The organism is Rossellomorea sp. SC111 (assembly GCF_024733565.1).
GTDB lineage: Bacteria > Bacillota > Bacilli > Bacillales > Bacillaceae_B > Rossellomorea.
Map to the genome: position 1 here is coordinate 44,913 of NZ_JANIOC010000002.1, position 18,058 is coordinate 62,970.

At 41.1% G+C, this 18,058-nt stretch carries 17 protein-coding genes; 8 read left to right on the plus strand and 9 right to left on the minus strand.

Annotation, left to right across the window (positions count from 1 at the left end):
- Positions 1-174: 174 nt before the first annotated feature.
- Positions 175-1,749, plus strand: a complete 1,575-nt coding sequence (locus NQ095_RS02305) for a cation:proton antiporter domain-containing protein (protein WP_258261899.1) — start codon at positions 175-177, stop codon at positions 1,747-1,749.
- Positions 1,750-1,838: 89 nt separating this feature from the next.
- On the opposite strand, the gene NQ095_RS02310 is transcribed toward NQ095_RS02305, so the two are convergent.
- Together NQ095_RS02310 and NQ095_RS02315 are read right to left on the minus strand one after the other, a co-directional pair.
- Positions 1,839-2,981 (minus strand): toxic anion resistance protein, encoded by a 1,143-nt coding sequence (locus NQ095_RS02310; RefSeq protein WP_258261900.1) that lies wholly within the window; start codon positions 2,979-2,981, stop codon positions 1,839-1,841.
- Positions 2,982-2,995: 14 nt separating this feature from the next.
- Positions 2,996-3,625, minus strand: a complete 630-nt coding sequence (locus NQ095_RS02315) for a 5-bromo-4-chloroindolyl phosphate hydrolysis family protein (RefSeq protein WP_258261901.1) — start codon at positions 3,623-3,625, stop codon at positions 2,996-2,998.
- 259 nt (positions 3,626-3,884) lie between these two features.
- Between NQ095_RS02315 and NQ095_RS02320 the strand changes: the two genes are divergently transcribed.
- Positions 3,885-5,060 carry a D-alanyl-D-alanine carboxypeptidase family protein gene (locus NQ095_RS02320; RefSeq protein WP_258261902.1) on the plus strand — a complete coding sequence of 392 codons (1,176 nt, stop codon included), beginning with the start codon at positions 3,885-3,887 and terminating at the stop codon, positions 5,058-5,060.
- 43 nt (positions 5,061-5,103) lie between these two features.
- Here NQ095_RS02320 and yidC read toward each other — a convergent pair whose 3' ends face one another.
- The 3 genes from yidC to NQ095_RS02335 form a co-directional block, all read right to left on the minus strand.
- Positions 5,104-5,865, minus strand: a complete 762-nt coding sequence (gene yidC, locus NQ095_RS02325; RefSeq protein WP_258261903.1) for a membrane protein insertase YidC — start codon at positions 5,863-5,865, stop codon at positions 5,104-5,106.
- Between the two features lie 32 nt (positions 5,866-5,897).
- Complete coding sequence (locus tag NQ095_RS02330) at positions 5,898-6,179, minus strand: hypothetical protein (RefSeq protein ID WP_258261904.1); 282 nt, start codon at positions 6,177-6,179, stop codon at positions 5,898-5,900.
- 220 nt (positions 6,180-6,399) lie between these two features.
- On the minus strand, positions 6,400-6,855 hold the full coding sequence (locus NQ095_RS02335) for a cupredoxin domain-containing protein (RefSeq protein WP_258261905.1): 456 nt from the start codon (positions 6,853-6,855) through the stop codon (positions 6,400-6,402).
- 161 nt (positions 6,856-7,016) lie between these two features.
- On the opposite strand from NQ095_RS02335, the gene NQ095_RS02340 reads away from it, so the two are divergent.
- Positions 7,017-7,364 carry a DUF1033 family protein gene (locus NQ095_RS02340; RefSeq protein WP_258261906.1) on the plus strand — a complete coding sequence of 116 codons (348 nt, stop codon included), beginning with the start codon at positions 7,017-7,019 and terminating at the stop codon, positions 7,362-7,364.
- A gap of 33 nt (positions 7,365-7,397) precedes the next feature.
- Here the strand turns inward: NQ095_RS02340 and NQ095_RS02345 are convergent, their stop codons facing one another.
- From NQ095_RS02345 to NQ095_RS02355, 3 genes are read right to left on the minus strand one after another with little or no spacing between them, the layout of a single operon-like run.
- The gene (locus NQ095_RS02345; protein ID WP_258261907.1) at positions 7,398-8,537 is read right to left on the minus strand and encodes a Ger(x)C family spore germination protein; all 1,140 of its coding nucleotides are present in this window, start codon (positions 8,535-8,537) and stop codon (positions 7,398-7,400) included.
- Positions 8,534-9,646 carry a GerAB/ArcD/ProY family transporter gene (locus NQ095_RS02350; protein WP_258261908.1) on the minus strand — a complete coding sequence of 371 codons (1,113 nt, stop codon included), beginning with the start codon at positions 9,644-9,646 and terminating at the stop codon, positions 8,534-8,536. The genes NQ095_RS02345 and NQ095_RS02350 overlap by 4 nt, the downstream gene beginning before the upstream one ends.
- Positions 9,647-9,658: 12 nt before the next feature.
- The gene (locus NQ095_RS02355; protein ID WP_258261909.1) at positions 9,659-11,173 is read right to left on the minus strand and encodes a spore germination protein; all 1,515 of its coding nucleotides are present in this window, start codon (positions 11,171-11,173) and stop codon (positions 9,659-9,661) included.
- 146 nt (positions 11,174-11,319) lie between these two features.
- On the opposite strand from NQ095_RS02355, the gene NQ095_RS02360 reads away from it, so the two are divergent.
- From NQ095_RS02360 to recQ, 5 genes are all read left to right on the plus strand, one after another.
- Positions 11,320-11,451 carry a YuzL family protein gene (locus tag NQ095_RS02360; RefSeq protein WP_258261910.1) on the plus strand — a complete coding sequence of 44 codons (132 nt, stop codon included), beginning with the start codon at positions 11,320-11,322 and terminating at the stop codon, positions 11,449-11,451.
- Between the two features lie 218 nt (positions 11,452-11,669).
- The gene (locus tag NQ095_RS02365) at positions 11,670-11,885 is read left to right on the plus strand and encodes a cold-inducible protein YdjO-related protein (RefSeq protein ID WP_034758928.1); all 216 of its coding nucleotides are present in this window, start codon (positions 11,670-11,672) and stop codon (positions 11,883-11,885) included.
- A 143-nt stretch (positions 11,886-12,028) separates the two neighbouring features.
- Positions 12,029-12,163, plus strand: coding sequence for a hypothetical protein (locus NQ095_RS02370; protein ID WP_258261911.1), 135 nt, complete (start codon positions 12,029-12,031; stop codon positions 12,161-12,163).
- A 112-nt stretch (positions 12,164-12,275) separates the two neighbouring features.
- Positions 12,276-13,877 carry an amidohydrolase gene (locus tag NQ095_RS02375; protein ID WP_258261912.1) on the plus strand — a complete coding sequence of 534 codons (1,602 nt, stop codon included), beginning with the start codon at positions 12,276-12,278 and terminating at the stop codon, positions 13,875-13,877.
- A 126-nt stretch (positions 13,878-14,003) separates the two neighbouring features.
- Positions 14,004-16,133: a DNA helicase RecQ gene (gene recQ / locus NQ095_RS02380; protein WP_258261913.1), complete on the plus strand. Its 2,130-nt coding sequence runs from the start codon at positions 14,004-14,006 to the stop codon at positions 16,131-16,133.
- 68 nt (positions 16,134-16,201) lie between these two features.
- On the opposite strand, the gene NQ095_RS02385 is transcribed toward recQ, so the two are convergent.
- A complete protein-coding gene (locus tag NQ095_RS02385; RefSeq protein ID WP_258261914.1) occupies positions 16,202-17,803 on the minus strand; it encodes an ABC-F family ATP-binding cassette domain-containing protein in 1,602 nt (533 codons plus the stop codon).
- Positions 17,804-18,058 lie beyond the last annotated feature (255 nt).

The following is an 18,058-nucleotide window of genomic DNA, read 5'->3' on the forward strand; positions in this document are numbered from 1 at the left end:
TGAATGGAATGGATTTTAATCTCCAAGGAAATTTCTGTATACTAAAGAAAGATGAGAATAGTTTAACTGTTATTATATGTCGGGAAGATGAGTCATTTTTATACAAAAGGGTAGGTTAGTAAGTAAAGATGATAGGGAAAGACAAAGTAGTGTACAAGGGAGGAAGGGACATATATGCATGAGCTGGATATGCACCATATTTTCGAACTGGGTCTTATGTTAGTCATGATTGCAGCCGGGATAACGGCGATTTCCAAGAAATTCAAGCAGCCTTATCCGATTGCCCTCGTGATTGTTGGAGCGCTGATCGGGTTATTCAATATACCTGTTTTGGAGCCGCTTAAAGCCTTCATTACCGAAGGAGAAGTGTTTAATTTTGTCATCATTACCCTGTTTTTACCAGCTCTATTGGGAGAAGCGGCATTGAAGCTTCCTTATTCCCATTTAAGGGCGAATAAAGAACCGATCATCGCTTTGGCTTTCGGTGGAACGTTGATTTCTTTTTTAATCATCGGTTTTTCAGCGTATTATTTCTTTGATTTTTCTATTCAGGCAGCTTTTGTGTTTGGAGCTCTGATGAGTGCCACAGATCCTGTCAGTGTATTAAGCATTTTCAAGAGTGTGGGTGTTAAGAAGAGATTAGCCGTTGTGATTGAAGGTGAAAGCTTATTCAATGATGGTTTAGCTGTTGTTTTATTCAATATTTCCGCCTTTTATCTTGTATCATATATCGATGCTGGATGGGCGGGTCTTGGAAGCGGGTTGTGGGAGTTCATCAGAGTGGTCTCATTAGGAGTGATCATCGGTGGTTCCCTGGGGTATGCCTTTTCGATTTTAACGAAGTACTACGATGATTATCCCCTGGAAATCATTTTTAGTGTCATCCTATTTTACGGTTCCTTCCTACTGGCGGAAAGTGTTCATGCTTCTGGGGTCATCGCCGTCGTCATTGCAGCACTGATATTCGGAAATTACGGCGGGAAGATCGGGATGAGTCCCACTACCAAGTTGAATATCAACAGTTTTTGGGATGTTGCAGCATTACTTGCGAATTCTCTGGTTTTCCTAATGGTCGGGCTTGAAATAACAAGGATCGACCTCCTCGAGAAGTGGCCCTACATATTCGCAGCCATACTTGTCGTATTAGTGGCAAGGAGTATAGCCGTTTATACAAGCTTGTCCCTTATCGGGAACTTCCCGCATATGTGGAAGCACATACTGAATTGGGGAGGTTTGAAAGGCTCTCTCTCGATTGCTCTTGTACTGAGTCTGCCCCGGGACTTCCCGGGCAGGGAAGACGTGTTGATCCTCGGATTTAGTGTTGTATTATTCAGTTTGGTTGTCCAGGGACTTACCATCAAACCGTTAATCAACGTATTGGGTATTAAGCCTAAAGAGGAAGGTCATGAGGAATTCGAGAAATTACTTAGTCAGCTTCACCGTTATGAAATGGCGATATCAGAGATTCATCGTGTGAAACAAAAGCTCTATATCACTGACCCAATTTCGAATGAGCTCATTGATACATACCAAAAAAGAATCGATATGCTCAAAGCACAATTGGATGAATTATTTGACCGGAACCCTGTACTTAAAGAAAACCAGCTCTCAACCCTCAGGAAGCATGCCATGTATGCAGAATATGAGGCGGTTGCAAAGCTTGAAAAAGAAGAAATCATCAGTAGTGCCGTTGCGGAGAATGAATATGACAGTATTACGGACAGCATCGTGCATAATGAAAGGAAATAAAGGAGTATTAGAACACCGAATAAGATTTGATCAAAAAGAACCCTAGGTAAGAGAATCATTTATCCGATACCTAGGGTTCTTTTTCTTTTTTATTTCCTGATTTCAATGAGTTTCTGTTTTAAATCGTTTTCCATTGTGACCATTTCTTGTTCTGCCTGTTGTCGCTTTTGTCTGCCTTCTGCCTGGATGGCTAATGTTTCTTCAATCGTGGATATCAGATTTTCCTGGGTTTTCTTCAGGGTGTCGATGTCTATGATTCCCCGTTCATTTTCTTTTGCGGTCTCGATGCTGTTTGTTTTGAGCATCTCTGAATTCTTTAATAGCAGCTCGTTAGTCGTGCGTGATACTTGCTTTTGAGCGGCAACAGCCTTCTGTTGATTCAGAAGGGTAAGAGCGATGGCGATTTGATTCTTCCAAAGAGGAATCGCTGTAAGGACAGAAGCTTGGATTTTTTCTGCCAATGCCTGGTTCGTGTTTTGTATCAAACGGATTTGAGGGGCGGACTGAATCGTCATTTGCCTGCTTAGTTTCAAATCATGGATTCGTTTATCCAATCGATCCAGGAACTGCATGGTGTCATTGACTTCCTGGTAGATCAGCTCATCATCGGTTTCTTCTGCTTTCTTACGCAAAGAAGGGAGGAGATGGTGCTGGATTTCTTCGCGTTTGATTTCAGCAGCCGCAATGTACATATTGAGGGCTTGGAAGTAATCTTTATTTTTTTCATATAAGGTTTCCAATAATCGGTTATCATCGAGCAATGTCTTCTTTGAATGCTCCAATCTGATTGAAATCCGGTCAATCTGAGATCCGATTTTTTGGTATTTAGAAAGGACTTCCTGTAAAGAGGAAGACACTTTACGAAAGAGCCTTTTAAATACGCCTCTTTGTTTCGTATTAAGCTCATCGGGATTCATTTGCTCAAGCTTTTTCATTAAATCACCTAACACGTCACCGATCGGTCCGATGTCTCGTTTTTGCACATGATCCAACATGGAATGAGAGAATGTCGACAGTTGGGACTGGGCCGCTGTTCCATATTTCAGAATGGCTTCATAATCTTTGTAGTCGATTTGTGCGGCTAGTTGTTTTGCTTTTTCCTGCTGTTCTTTAGGTAAACGGTCAAGTAAAAGGGGCGACTTTGTTTGTTCGTTCACAGCAGGCATTTCTTCCCCAAACGGGTTTGAAAGCAATAAATCCAGTTCTGATTGTTCATTTCGTTGTTCCATCATAAAACCTCCGACATTTATTTGAGATCTTTTTTGTGCGTTAAATGCTGATTGGCAAAATTCAATTCAAATTGCAGGTGATCCATGTCATCTGCCAACACTTTCTGTAAATCATTTTCCAAGGAACCTGTTAAATCGTCCAGTGTCGTACGGGTTTGCTGGAGAGACAGGAAGGTTTCTTTATTTTTACCAGGCTGGGAAGCCAGAAACGTATACTTCTCGGTAATTTCCACCACAGAGTCTAAATGATAGAAGAAGAAGGACTCAGCTGAAAAAAATCTCTTAGGTTCTTTTCTTACAAGTTGATATATTCTTCTGCTTAATCGATTGATCTCAAGGACCTGCTTAAAGGCACCAAGAGATCTTACCCTTAACTGCTGACGTTGAAGCCGTTTTACTTTTTCTTTGGCTTCCTTTAAATTTCTGTTTATATATCGAAATTCCTGTCCGGAAAGACCGTTTTTATTCAACCACCATTTTTTTTGAAGGGCCTTTACAATAATGAAAAAGAGTACCCCGGTACCTACACCTGATAAGAGTGTAAGAGGAAATCCCATGTCGAAGAGGAGTAAGTAAGCGATAAAACTGCTGGTCCCCATACTGAAAGAGATGACCGTCCTTAATAAAAATTGCAGAAATGTGTTCATTTCATCTACCCCTTAATAAAGATGCTTATCATACTTACGATTCATTGTGTAAAAAGTTTCATCTTCATACTCTCATTTTAGTGGAAACTAAGGGAAAATGGAAATAAAGAATCAGTGATGGAAGAAGAATCGGTGAAATATGTAAAGAATTAGCATCATTCTTTCAATTTCATAACATTTTTTAATTGAATGATTATAGGAAATCCATTTTTGGTAGAATGGGTTAGTGAGACCAATGACAAGACAGGTGTGTGGATATATGAAAAAAGTTATTGTGCTGATTCTATTTTGCTTCATTACCCCTAGCGTTTCAGCTCAACAAAATGCAGTTGAAAAACCAGGAAATGTTTATAGTGATTCCGCTATTATAATAGATTCAAAAACCGGGAGCATCCTGTACTCTAAAAATGGTACTAAACGAATGAACCCCGCTAGTATTACAAAAATTGCTACAGCGATTTATGCGATTCAGCATAGCAATCTCGGTGACAAGGTGAAAATCAGTGGGAAGGCAAGCCGTACAGAGGGTTCCACTGTTTATTTAGCTGCCGGTGAAACCCTGACTATGGAACAGTTGCTTCAAGGACTGATGGTGAACTCGGGGAATGATGCTGCCGTTGCCATCGCTGAACATACGGGGGGTTCTGTAAAACAGTTTGTCGATAAATTGAATCTCTTTCTTAAAGAGGAAGTGGGGGTCCGGGATACACATTTTGAAAATCCCCATGGTCTTTATGGGGAAAATCATTATACTACCGCCTATGACATGGCCAAAATCACAAGCTATGCGTTACAGAATACACAATTTAGGGAGTTATTTGATATAGACTCCCTGGACTGGAAGGCTGAAGGGTGGAACACCACTCTTTATAACCATCACAAGATGGTGAAGGGAGAAATTCCTTATCCTGAAGTGACGGGAGGTAAGAATGGGTTTATAGACGAATCCCGTCACACCCTGGTGACGTCAGCAGAAAATGACAAACTTTCGATCGTGGTCGTCACGATGAAGGCACAGTCCAAAAAAGCCATTTACTCAGATACGAAGAAACTGCTTGATTATGGGTTGAATCAATTTGAAAGGAATTATATCCCCAAGGAGACCGTCTTTCAATTGGACGGCACTTCTTATGATTTGAAAAAGGATATTCCATTTACCCAGCCTGTAAACGGGAAGATCACACAGGAACTTGCCCCAAGTGGAAAGTTAATCCTTTATAACCAGGATCATGAAGAAATGCTCTCAACCAATTTGACGCCGGTGAAAGGAAAACCCGTGACCCACACAGAAGCGGTTGCTTCGAGTGAGCATAAGGGGCTGTTATTCGGGAAAGATTGGAGTGGGCAACTCTTATTTTATCCATTTATCATTTACATGACCCTTCTATTCATTGCAGGGCTGTCTGTGTTACGGATGGGGTCTTTCAATAAATAATTCTAGAATATATAACAAAAGGGAGCCGGTCGGCTCCCTTTTGTCATTGACTTTGCTGATTATCTAATGATGGCTGCTGATGGTAAAGGGTCTTACCGATCAGGGTCTGAAGGATGAGGAATGCGCCCCCCACAGTCCAATATAAAGGAAGTGCAGCAGGTGCGTTCAGTGAAAAGATGAAGATCATGACAGGGGACAGAAGCCCCATAATTTTCATCTGTGCTTGCTGCTCTGCAGGGATGTTCATCAACGAAACGCGTGATTGGGCCAAGTATACAATTCCGGCAATAATCGCCATGATATGGTCCGGCTGTCCCAGGTTGAACCATAGGAAAGAGTGACTGGCAATCTCTGAAGATGAACGGATCGCATAATAGAGTCCAATCAGGATGGGAGTCTGGATCAATAGAGGCAAACATCCCATATTGAGAGGATTTACACCGTTTTTTTGATAGAGCATCATCAATTCCTGCTGAAGTTCTTTCTGCTCTTCTTTGTCCTTCGTTTCTTTGATCTTTTTCTGGATCGCAGACATCTCGGGCTTGATCAACGCCATTTTCCCTTTCATATCCTGTTGGTTCTTATACGTTTTAAGCATAAATGGCAGAAGAACCAGACGAATAAGAAGGGTGATCACAATTATGGCCACTCCAAAGTTCCCGCCAAGGAAGGTTCCTATTTCATGAATGAGAAATGAGAATGGATTGACAAGATAATCATGAAAGAATGCCCCTTCAGTAGTGGCGGACTGGCATCCAGTCAATGTGAATAATAGTAAAACGAAAATGAATGAAATTTTTTTCAATGTTTTTCCTCCTCTATATATATGCTTTTCTTTTACACATATACAGAAGAGGATTCGTCATCATTATCAGTATGGTAGAATTGAAACTTCATGCAGGTCGTAAACCAGACCCTGACAGGTATGACCTCATTTTCTGCAACCTGCCTGACAATTAGGTTGTTTCCTTGAAGTTTTTTATCATAATATTGTGTATAGAGATGGAATGGTGATGGACACCGATCCCAGATTAATGCCAATATGAATAAAAATACGATACTAACATGCAAAGGACTTAAGTAAAAGTCCAATAAGTCTTGTACAATAATGAATGTCAATGGAGAAGACTCCTTTTTCTATTCTAGTTGCAACAATAATAGATGAATGATCATTTTATCACATATACAGTATACTGCGAAACGGGGATAGAATCCATGGTAATTCTTTATACGATTTTGTGAACAAATGGTTTCAGGAAAAATGACCATTTTAGCATATTAAAAAGATCTCTAAGTGGCACACCACTTTAGAGACCTTTCATTTTCAAGATTCAGCGCCTTAATCAACAACGATATAAGCAATCATCGGACCATTCTTCTCAATGGTTTCATGCATTTCACAAATAAGCCTGTACGTGCCTTCTTTTGAGAAGGTTACATTTACCACGGTTTCTTTGCCTTTTTTTACAGTCCCTTTAATATCGGTTCCCTCAATGTAAAAAGGGTGTTCCATGCCGTTTACTCCATAAATGCGGAGTTCGACCTCTCTGCCTTTTTCTACTACAATGGTCCCCGGGTCCCACCGATAGGCTTCAATTTCTTTGCCATCGGCAGTTTTCGATTTGAACTCGCCGGTTACAAGCTGAATGACTTGTTTTTCTCCCATTTTCTCCGATAGCGACACTGTGGGGTAGGAAGTCTTTGAAGATAACGACCAAATCGTACCGACTGTAATCACCAGGATCGTCACCAGAATGGCAATGATGGAACCTTTCTTCAATACAATGAAATTCATATGATTTCCCTCCTCGTCAGGCAGCATAGTACTTTTCTATTCAACTTATGCTTGTACATGAGGGAACTTGTCAATAATTTATACGGGGGTTAAGTTAAATACTTTTCTTTCTGGCCCATTTTTATGTACAATTTGGACATGGTAGCAAGGAGGGTGAAGCATTGGATACTACTTGGAGAGTTATAACGACAAAAAGTGATGCAGAGCCGTGGTGGTTTTTTGAAGGCTGGGAAAAGGATATTGATAGGGATTGGTTATTTGAAAGCAAGGATGAAGCTGTGGAGACATTTCTAACAGAAATGAAGCGCTTCCGCGAACGCTTTCCAAAGGCAAAAACGAAGAACTTTCACTCTATAGCATTTTGGGATCCCGGTGAGGTGTATTTTTGCGAAGCATGTGATGATGATCTGCAGATCTATTACGGATTGGTCATCTTTGAGAATGATCAGCCGATGGAGATCAAGGATGACTCGACCGTCACGAAAATCACCAATCAAATGGAACAATAGGTCTATCCCATAACGGATAGACCTGTTTTTTTGTTAATCGATAACACCCGTCCTGATGATTTTGTTGTTCACGTTCACATCAAAAGTAGCCTCTTTGTATAGTTTGTCCCACTCTTTTCTCGTCAAATCCTCATGCCCCCTGATACTTCTGTACACCATTCCAAACCCAATCGGATCTGTTCCTTCTTCCTGCAGCATCATGAGGGTATCATTAATGTTCTTTTCAATATATTTTTCAACTTCATCTTGAACCAATTGGAGGGCTTTTGGTTTAGACAATTTCAATTCTTCAGTCATTTCGAGTATTCGTGATTCAATGTTCAATTCAACCTTGAATGAAGCCCGTTCTTTTTTTTCTGTCTGAATCTTATAGGAAGAACTAATGCTGTCAATCATAAAATATACTTTGTCGTTATGTGGAACTGCAGGGAGGGAGGATATGTAAGGCTTGAACTTATCCAAAGGTAATTCAACCTCTACACTTCCTGCGTCGTAGTCTTCCATTAAAGAACGGATGAAGAAGATCTTGTCTTTTTTAATTTCTTTAATGAACTTATCCCTTGTGAATAATGCGAAGCCGTCTATGCCCACCTTCCCATTTGAAGCAGTCAATAAGGGAAGGATGGGGTCTTTACCGACGCTTCCGTAATCAGTGATGAATTCTTGAAGGGTGGGAGAAACAATCATCTCTGCCTCTACGTTTTGCCTGACTAAATTGTAAAGGTAGGTCCCTCTATTTGAAGGTCTTTCATCCGTCTGATACCTTAAGATTTCTTCAGCTGTCGTATCGGCTATCGTTAAATACACCATATTCCCGATGGCGGAATCCCTTTCAAGTGTATCCACCAGATGAGAAATCCCTTTGGCTGCAAGCTCCCGACCGTATACAACGATCCTCAATTGTCCGGACACAAGCTTGTGATCAGATTCCAGATTCTGTGATAACCTGATACCTTTACTGGTTTTAGACGTGGTGGAGAGGATCTTTTCGACATCCTCCATGGCAGGGTTGAATTGATAGAGGACGAGCGTCCCCTTGAGTTTGTCATCTTCAGCCTGGTCATACCCGACGGCGGTAATCAGGCCGAGCTTTTCTAAATATTTCGTTTCCACACAGCTGCTTAAGAAAACGGAAGGTATACAGATCAAAAAGAGCAACAAGATTTTATTCATATTTCTACACCTTTTTTCTTGTTCCCGATATTTTTTAATTTGACCAGGATAAACAGGAGAGCGGGATATATGAAAGAGAGAAAAAAACTTGCTGTACCCACTTTATCCGTAATAGTATTCATCGTCACTCTTTCATGAACGAATAGTGATGAAATCCATAGGATGGCTGCGAAGAGATAGATCGCTTTTTTCTGAGAAAAATGAAATACTCTCTTCATTCCCCTTGTCGCTACCCAAAAGTACATGCATATGTTTGGAAGGATGACTAACATCCAGAAGGATACGGCGATGAATTCAAACCGCTCCAGGTTTGGAATCCTCAAGATCTTGAACATGGATAGAACCGGCCAGATCGTCTTTAAAAGAGCGTCCTCTGAGAAAAAACCAATGCTTACAACGGTCACCAAAGTGAATAAAAATGTTGAATATCCAGTGCCGATGAGGGCATACTTTAACACTTTTTTCTTTTCCTTTATATAAGGATAGATAAATAATACTAAATCAAAGCCAATGATGGTAAAGCTCGTCTTATATACACCCATCATGATTTCCTTGGGAGAGGAAGTCATGATAGGTTGAAGGTGGTTGAAGTCCATGAACTTTACGGGAGTATAGATCATGAATAAAAGCCAAAATGCCAGGATAAGCCCTAAGAAAGCAATTCCGACTACCACTCTGATACCTCCCAGAACACCGTATACCAGTAAAAAAATAAGTAATCCCATTAAAAGCCAAGTCGGCATCCTCGGGAAGATCCACGCTTGCACCATTTCGATGTAATTCATCAGGATGACATACGTCACGCTCAGGTAAAAAAGGATATAAAGTACATTCATTCCTTTACTGATCCATTTTCCGTATACGTCCATATGGATCCCATATAAATCCGCACTATCATAGGTTTCAAGTGTTTTGACCATGAGGAATAACACAAAGGAAACAAGGATTCCGGCAATAATCACCGAGATCCAAGCATCCCTATTCGCCTCCATATAGATGATCCTTGGTAATCCGGCAATCCCTACCCCGGTTTGGGCTGTATGTAAAATAAACATAAGCAAAAATGCATTAAACATCAGCTGTTCTTTAGGATTCACATTGATCTCCATACACTTCATCCTTTACTCATCGACGTCTTTTTTCATCTTCGCTTTTTTGATCGGGATACGTCCCTTGTCAATGGGATGATTAGAGACGGGACGATTGACTAAATACTGATATGGCATGCGAAATATACTGTATTTCAAATCAGAAAATCTGAAAGGATAGATGGGAGACAAATAAGGTCTTCCCAACGTTGTGATCTTAAGTAAATGAATCAGTATGAAGCAAAAGCAAAACATGATTCCGACACCGCCAAATAATCCTGCCATGACGATGATTGGGAATCGTATGATCCGAACTGCAGTCCCGATGGCATAGCTGGGAGCAGTAAAGGAACCAAGAGCGGAAATCGCAATGATGATGATCAGGATATTACTGGTGAATCCTGCTTGGACTGATGCCTGCCCGATGACAATACCACCCACGATCCCCATCGTCTGTCCTACCTTGGTTGGTAATCTGGCACCAGCCTCCCTTAATAATTCAATGATAAATTCCAATAAAAGTGCTTCGAAAACCGGAGGGAAGGGCACATTTGATCGTGACTGTCCCAATGATACTAAGAGAGCAGAAGGAATCACTTCATAATGATATGTTAGAACAGCTACATATGCCGGAGTTAAAAGAATAGAAAAAAAGATCGCTACAAAGCGGATCATCCGCAGAAAAGTACCCATATTCCATCTCATATAAATATCTTCGGTAGATTCAAAGAAATTCATGAATGTGGATGGTCCGATGATCGCCGTTGGGCTTCGATCCACAAGTAATGCGATCTTACCGTGAAGAAGGGAGATGGTGCACCGGTCGGGCAGCTCTGTCGTAATGAATTGAGGGAAAAAAGTGAATGAATTATCCTCAATCAATTGAGCAAGTACAGTTGAATCCACAATGCTGTCTATTTCAATTTCTGTGATTCGCTGTCTGAACGTATTGACGTTTTCTTCCTCCGCAATATCACTAATATAAACCATTTGAACTTTTTTCTTCGTTCTTGACCCCAACATAAAAGTCTCAACGCATAACTTTGGATCGTTGATGTTTGAGCGAATCAAATTGAGATTCTTCGTTATGGATTCAGTGAATGAGATTTTCGGACCGAACACTAATGATTCGGTTTCCGCCTTTTCAAGTGCACGGGTGCCTTTATCCGCCACATCAGCTAATATCCCGTGGGTATCACCCTCTTTAAAGATATAAGCAGTCCCGTTCACAAGATTATCGACTACATCAGTAATGGCGTTGGTTGTTGTAAGCTTAGCGATATTAATCGTATCTTTGATCAGATGATGGTTCAGTTCTTCCTTGGATTCTTCAAGGGGTCTGATAATGCTATCCTGCATGGAAGTTGGGTTTATCAGGTCGTCAAAATAAGCAACTGCGATTTTTTGATCCCCTTTTGTGATGACCCTGAATACTAAATCTTCACTATCACTCACCAAAACAAGCAATTCCTTATGAAAGACCTCAATATCAAAGCTGTGGGGAGAACCTTGATCTATACTCTTCTTACTTTCTTTTCGTTTGAACACGGACTTCAACACCCTAAAACCATAATGTAATGATTAGATTTCCCATGTAACCGTTTCTTACTCATTGAATGGGCCAATTTGGATTTATAAAGCGATGTACATAATAAAAGATGTAAATGGGAACGGTAGAAATGGAGGTGATTACGATGAGCAACAGGAAAAAAGATGCATCTAAAGCCACTCTGGGTTCTTCTCAAGTAGAAGGGCAAGGAACGACCAGTCAGGAAATCCCAGGTGGGGTGATGGCGCATTCCTCAAGGAGCAAAAAGAAAAAATGATTCGTTCTGTGCATGTTTACATAAAGCCCATACTTTCTTGTTGATATATTAAAATGGAGTCAAGTATGGTATAATGGAAATAATCGAGGCATTTTATCCGATTATTTGACGTACTATTACTGACCACATACTATCTGCAGCATAAATTACCACAATCAATATTTTCCTGTTAGAAAGCATAGCAAGGAAATCCTACTTACCTTAAAGGAGGACGTTCAATGGCTTTTGGTCGTAGAAATCAAGTTGAGGAAGAAATAAAAACAGAGGAAACAAAGATTTGGGCTTGTTCCGCTGAAGATTGTAAGGGCTGGATGAGAGACAATTTCAAAAGTGAAGATACACCTAAGTGTCCGCTTTGTAAAGAAGATATGGTGACTTCCACCAAAGTACTGCAAGTGGTGGATAATCCCCATCCAACAATGAAATCATCATGATTGAACGTAAAGAACCAATCCCCTGATTGGTTCTTTTTCTAATCACGATAATAACTGTTTCTTGAATCGCGAAAAAATGATTAAACTCTTTTTTTACATTTGAATAGTATGTAATGTATTTATGTATTAAAGGAGGGAGCACCATGTCCAAGAAAGAGAAAGAAGTGAAAAGTACTTCCGTTGAAAATGAAAGTAAAGAAACTGTGTGGGACGGTTTTTGGAAGCTGACCAAACCAGTTGAGGAAAATAAAGAAGAAAAAACATTTAGGTGGTTCTGATTCATTGAAGGAGCTGTACATGCGAATATGCATGTACAGCTTTTTTTACGTTTAATTAAATCGGGTTGAGGTATAAACAAGAATATACCAACCCTTTAGGAGGATATGTCTAATGAAGATTTCGAATGTTCGATTATATGACGGCCATGAATATACAAACCCCGCTAAGAAATATAGTGTAACGATCGAGGAGGGGAGAATAAGGGAGATCACAGAAGGGGAAAGTCAAAGCGAAACGAAGGAAGTAATCGATGGAATGGAAAGGGTGCTGTCCCCGGCATTTCATGATTCACATATGCACTTTTTGCGTTATGGATTAATGAAGAGGGAACTGGACCTTAGACATGTGACAAGTTGGGAAGAGATGAAAAAGGAAGTTCTTGAATATTACCCCGAGATGGAGAATGGGGATTGGATCGTAGGAAGAGGTCTGGATGACAGTGAATTTAAAGACCGAAAAGATCTTTTGACCGGTAAGGATCTGGATGAACTGCATTTACATACGTATATGTTCTTTCTTCATCAGGATGGCCATGAATGCATTGTGAATCATAAAGTCATGGAATTATTAAAGGATGAAGAGGAATTTAATGAAATCCCAGATGCTTTTAAAGAAAGAGATGACAGTGGGGAGTGGACAGGTCGTTTCAAGGATAGTGCCGTCCATTTCATCAAACATCATTTCCGGAGCAGAAGCAGTGAGGATGCCAAGGATGCAATCAAACATGGAATCCCTCATATGCTCAAACATGGGATTACGACCATTCACACGGACGACCTGAATTTCATTGGATCTTACGATCGATTGTGGACGGCTTATACCGAGTTGGAAGAAGAAGGGGAATTACCAATTAGAGTATATTTACATCATTACATTTTTAAAAAAGAACATCTGAAAGATTTTCTCGAGCGCAATACAGAACGGACAGGTGAAGGCACAGAGCATGTAAAGGTGGGCGCTGTGAAGATCTTCCTTGATGGTACTCAACGTCTTCATACTTCTGCCATGAGGATTCCATATAAGGACAAGCCTGATACAAACGGTATCTTGATCTATTCCCAGGAGGAGCTTAATGAACTGGTAAAGCTCGCAGGTGAAAATCGAATGCAGGTAGCCATGCATGCCATCGGCGATCAAGCGGTTGAACAGGCGATCACCGCACTCGAACAGAAAGAAGCACGAACCGATACGTTACATCACAGAATCATCCATGCTCAAACCCTGGGGGAGGACTTATTGTATCGGTTGGAGAAAATCAAACCCACGATTGAAACTCAGCCTTCTTTCTTGATGGGGGAATGGGACCAGAAAGCAAAGTGGGTGGGAGAAGATCTGGCTCCATATTGCGATGCATTTAAAAGTATTGTAAACCGGGGTATCCCTTATACATTAAGCTCCGACTTGCCCATAGGTTCGCTGGATCCTTTCGAAGGGATGTTTGCAGCAGTGAACAGGACCGACCTTTCTGGAAACCCATCAGGTGGTTGGCAGCCGCAGGAAAAGCTGACAGTGAATGAAGCTTATAGAGGATATACGACTATGCCCACCATCATTGAATTAAATGAACCACATAATTCAGGAACCCTCTCCGAAGGGGAACGTGCTGATTTCATACTGCTGGATCGACATCCCGCAGAGGTCTCAAACGATGAATTAAACAACATCAGGGTTGTGGAAACATGGCATAATGGCGAGAAAGTCCATTCGTTATAAAAATATGGCCCCCTCAAAACGGAGAGAAAGAGGGGGCTTTTTTGTCGGAACTTTGGACTTCCTATTGGCACCTCCGCTTTTCTTTAATACAATATAGGGACAAGAATATCATTTGGAGGGAAGATTGTGATCACAGAAGCAAAAAAAGTATTAAAGCAATACTTTGGTTATGATGAATTCAGGGATGGACAAGCAACTATCATTCAATACATATTAGATGGAAAAAACACCGTGGGCATTATGCCTACAGGGGGGGGGAAATCACTTTGTTACCAGATCCCAGCTCTTATGAAGGATGGCGTGACCCTGGTGATCTCACCCCTTATCTCCCTGATGAAAGACCAGGTGGATTCATTGATCCATCAAGGAATTCCCGCTACCTTTATTAATAGTACTCTCTCAAACAGTGAAGTGGAAAATAGAATGGAAGAGATTTCATCAGGGGAATACAAGCTTGTTTATATTGCTCCCGAGCGATTGGAATCTTATGGATTCATTCATTTCCTCAATACATTGCCCATTCCCCTTGTAGCTGTTGATGAAGCCCATTGTTTATCCCAGTGGGGCCATGATTTCAGACCAAGCTATTTAGGGATCTACAGGGCAGTGAACCAACTCCGTTCGAACCCTGCGATACTTGCTCTTACAGCGACTGCCACTCCCCAAGTGCAATCCGATATCCTTCATCACTTGCACATTCCGGAAAAATACAAAGTATTAACTGGATTTCAGAGGACGAATTTATTTTTCCAGGTGGTAAAAGGAGAAGATCGAAAGCGTTGGGTAGAAAGGTATGTAAAAAAGAATCAGCAGCATTCAGGCATTATCTATTGTGCGACACGCAAAGAAGTTGAAAACCTCTATATGTTTTTTGAAAAAAAAGGAGTATCCGTCGGGAAATATCATGGAGGGCTTTCTGATACATTAAGGCAGGACCAGCAGGAGGCTTTCCTGAATGACTCAATTACGATCATGATAGCGACCAATGCGTTTGGAATGGGAATTAACAAGTCGAATGTACGCTTCGTGATTCATTATCAAATCCCGAAGAATATGGAGGGATACTATCAGGAGGCTGGCAGGGCAGGTCGTGATGGAGTGGACAGCGAATGTGTCTTATTGTTTTCCCCTCAGGATATACAGACGCAGCGGTACATCATTGATCAAAATATCGTAAATCCGGAATTGCACCAGAATGAGATGTTGAAATTACGTGACATGGTTGATTTTGTCCATACAGAATCATGTTTACAGAACTACATTCTGACCTATTTCGGGGAACGTGTAGAGGAAGCGTGCGGCCATTGCAGCAATTGTCTGGATGAGAGAGAATCCGAGGATGTTACAAAGGAAGCACAAATGGTCTTATCCTGCATGATGAGAATGAATGAGAGGTTTGGAACGTCCTTGATCAGTGGCGTGCTGACGGGATCAAAGAATAAGAAAATCCTAGAATGGGGATTTGACCGGCTTTCCACCTATGGGTTAATGAAGGATCAATCACAGAAAGAAGTCGGACTGTTCATCGATTATTTGATTTCTGAAGGGGTCATCCAGGTTGAAGGCGGCAGCTTTCCCGTTTTGAAAGTGTCATCCAAGGGGAAAGAGGTATTAATGGGAGAAAGAACCGTATCTAGAAAGGTACAGCCTACGGTTTCTGCTATTATCCCTAAGGAAGATGGTTTATTCCAGACCCTTAGAGCACTCCGGAAATCAATTGCAGACTCAGAAGGGGTCCCGCCCTTTGTTATTTTCTCAGATAAGGCTTTACAGGATATGTGTGTGAAAATGCCGAGAACCTCCGAAGAATTTCTTCAGGTGAGCGGAGTAGGGGAAAGTAAGAAAGATCGCTATGGAGAAATGTTCATTGGGGAAATTTCATCGTTTTTAGAAGAAAATCCAACACATCAAGTGGAGATAGTCAAGCCGGCACCCGTCAATAAGACAAATAAATCTGATACAGCATCCTATTTGATCAGTTATGCCTTATTTAAGGATCACAAGGGAATTAAAGAGATTGCGAAAGAGCGGGGGATGAGTACCGCTACGATTGAAAATCATATCATCCGTACCTATCAGGAAGGTATACTCGATGATTGGAGCATCCTATTTACAGAAGAAGAGGAAAGCCTGATCGGAGATGCCGTTTCAAAGGCAGGGACAGATCTGTTGAAACCAATAAAAGAAGAGCTGCCGAAAGAGATCAGCTACTTTCAAATCAAAGGGTATTTAGTGAAGAGTGGACATAGTTCATAGCTCTTGTTACACATAACAAAAAAGCAGAAGCCGATTTCTCGGCATCTGCTTTTTTAATTTATATCTCTTTACGCCTTCATGGCAGCCTTCATTTCCAGGAATTCATCGTAGGTTGTTTCTTTATCGATGACACCATCTTCGGTGATTTCGATAATGCGGTTTGCGATCGTGTGAATGAACTGATGGTCATGGGATGCGAAAATCATCGCCCCTTTGAAGTTGATCAATCCATTATTTAATGCCGTGATGGATTCCAAGTCCAAGTGGTTGGTAGGTTCATCAAGTAGAAGAACGTTGGACCCACTAAGCATCATCTTGGATAACATACAGCGAACTTTCTCCCCTCCGGAAAGGACACTCGGTTTCTTCAATACTTCTTCCCCTGAGAAAAGCATGCGACCCAAGAATCCGCGAAGGAATGTTTCACTCTCATCTTCCGGTGAGTATTGGCGTAACCAGTCCACCAGGGAAGGTTCATTTCCTTCAAAGTACTTTGAGTTTTCATTTGGGAAGTAAGCCTGGGATGTCGTAACGCCCCATTTAAATGTGCCGCTATCAGGTTCCATTTCTCCTGCAAGGATTTTGAAAAGAGTGGTCTTGGCAATTTCGTTTGCTCCGACAAGTGCGATCTTGTCTTCTTTATTCAGGATAAATGAAACATTGTTTAAGACCTTTACTCCATCAACCGTTTTTGTAAGACCTTCAACACGCAGGACATCGTTTCCGATTTCACGCTCGGGCTTGAATTGTACGTATGGATACCGACGTGAGCTTGGCTTGATGTCATCCAATGAAATTTTCTCCAACGATTTTTTACGGGAAGTGGCTTGTTTCGATTTAGATGCATTTGCACTGAACCGGGCAACGAATGCCTGAAGCTCTTTGATCTTTTCTTCCTTCTTCTTATTCTGATCCTGAGCCATTTTCAGTGCTAATTGACTGGACTCATACCAGAAATCATAGTTCCCGACATACACTTGGATTTTTCCAAAGTCAAGGTCGGCAATATGTGTACATACTTTGTTTAAGAAGTGACGGTCATGTGATACAACGATGACTGTGTTCTCGAAATTGATCAAGAAGTCTTCTAACCACTGAATCGCTTGGATGTCCAAGTGGTTGGTAGGCTCATCGAGTAAAAGTACATCCGGCTTGCCGAATAGTGCTTGTGCCAATAGTACTTTAACTTTTTCTCCACCTGTCAGTTCGGACATTTGTTTCGTGTGAAGGTCTTCGTTGATTCCTAAGCCTTTTAGTAGGATGGCGGCTTCCGATTCAGCTTCCCAACCGTTAAGCTCTGCGAATTCACCCTCTAATTCTGCCGCTCTCATGCCGTCTTCATCAGAGAAATCTTCTTTCATGTAGATGGCATCTTTTTCCTGCATGACTTCATATAAACGGGTATGCCCCATTATGACAACTTTCAGTACTTCATATTCTTCATATTCGAAGTGATCCTGCTTTAAGACAGCAAGTCGTTCTCCCGACCCCATGGATACGTGGCCGGTCTGCGCTTCGATTTCTCCTGAAAGAATCTTTAAAAATGTTGATTTACCAGCACCGTTTGCTCCGATAAGTCCGTAGCAATTCCCTGGATTAAACTTTATATTCACGTCTTCGAATAACTTTCTATCTCCGAAACGTAAGCTTACATCTGATACCTGAATCATATGTGAAAAACCTCCTAATACTCAATCTAAAAGATTATAACACGCAAGTATGCTAAAAAGATAGAGTGTTAAGAGGAACAATGATAAATTTACGGGGTATTTACATAAGTGAAGATAGGATTTGAAGAAGAATAAAAGGCAACATAGTATATTATTTATTACCAAGTGATTTTTGGCTCATTTCCCCAAGTGACACAAAGGCCCGGGCAAAAATGCATTTTTGCCCGGGCCTTTGTGTCACTTGGGGTCCTTTAA

Bases quoted from the DNA above. Each gene is read 5' to 3' on its own strand.
- NQ095_RS02305 (WP_258261899.1), top strand. From the start codon at position 175: ATGCATGAGCTGGATATGCACCATATTTTCGAACTGGGTCTTATGTTA.
- NQ095_RS02310 (WP_258261900.1), bottom strand. From the start codon at position 2,981: ATGATGGAACAACGAAATGAACAATCAGAACTGGATTTATTGCTTTCA.
- NQ095_RS02315 (WP_258261901.1), bottom strand. From the start codon at position 3,625: ATGAACACATTTCTGCAATTTTTATTAAGGACGGTCATCTCTTTCAGT.
- NQ095_RS02320 (WP_258261902.1), top strand. From the start codon at position 3,885: ATGAAAAAAGTTATTGTGCTGATTCTATTTTGCTTCATTACCCCTAGC.
- NQ095_RS02335 (WP_258261905.1), bottom strand. From the start codon at position 6,855: ATGAATTTCATTGTATTGAAGAAAGGTTCCATCATTGCCATTCTGGTG.
- NQ095_RS02345 (WP_258261907.1), bottom strand. From the start codon at position 8,537: ATGAATAAAATCTTGTTGCTCTTTTTGATCTGTATACCTTCCGTTTTC.
- NQ095_RS02350 (WP_258261908.1), bottom strand. From the start codon at position 9,646: ATGGAGATCAATGTGAATCCTAAAGAACAGCTGATGTTTAATGCATTT.
- NQ095_RS02360 (WP_258261910.1), top strand. From the start codon at position 11,320: ATGAGCAACAGGAAAAAAGATGCATCTAAAGCCACTCTGGGTTCTTCT.
- NQ095_RS02365 (WP_034758928.1), top strand. From the start codon at position 11,670: ATGGCTTTTGGTCGTAGAAATCAAGTTGAGGAAGAAATAAAAACAGAG.
- NQ095_RS02370 (WP_258261911.1), top strand. From the start codon at position 12,029: ATGTCCAAGAAAGAGAAAGAAGTGAAAAGTACTTCCGTTGAAAATGAA.
- NQ095_RS02375 (WP_258261912.1), top strand. From the start codon at position 12,276: ATGAAGATTTCGAATGTTCGATTATATGACGGCCATGAATATACAAAC.
- NQ095_RS02385 (WP_258261914.1), bottom strand. From the start codon at position 17,803: ATGATTCAGGTATCAGATGTAAGCTTACGTTTCGGAGATAGAAAGTTA.